Below are 476 nucleotides of genomic sequence, written 5' to 3' on the forward strand. Positions count from 1 at the left end.
CTGGAACATCGCTTAAGACCATCGGCCACTTAAGTTTTCGGGGCTTTTTCGTAGAGGTTCTTCGCGAAATGAGTCCGGCACCGCTGCCAGGATGCATCGGGCAACACTTCGGAAATGGCGTGCTGGATGCCTTCATGGGCATCACTGGTGATAAGGAAGACACCGCGAAGTCCGCGGGCTTTTACGTCTTGGAAGAAGCCTTTCCACGACGCGTTGGATTCCGTGGTGGCAACATGCATGCCGAGCATTTCCCGGTAGCCGTCAGCGTTAACACCGGTAGCCAAAAGTACGGAGCATTTGACCACCCGGCCACCTTCACGCACTTTGATTGTCAACGCGTCGCACGACAGGTAGGCATACCCGCCGGGATCCAGGGGACGGTTTTTGAAATCTGCGACCATTTCGTCGAGTTCTTCCGACATGCGTGAGACTTGGGATTTCGACATGTTGGAAATGCCAAGGGTTGCCACCAGATC

At 54.8% G+C, this 476-nt stretch carries 1 pseudogene; it reads right to left on the reverse strand.

Going from position 1 to position 476, the window contains the following annotated elements:
* Positions 1-476: pseudogene (locus HMPREF3171_RS12295) on the reverse strand (IS256 family transposase); the annotation flags it as partial.

Source organism: Corynebacterium sp. HMSC08F01, from assembly GCF_001807545.1.
GTDB lineage: Bacteria > Actinomycetota > Actinomycetes > Mycobacteriales > Mycobacteriaceae > Corynebacterium > Corynebacterium coyleae.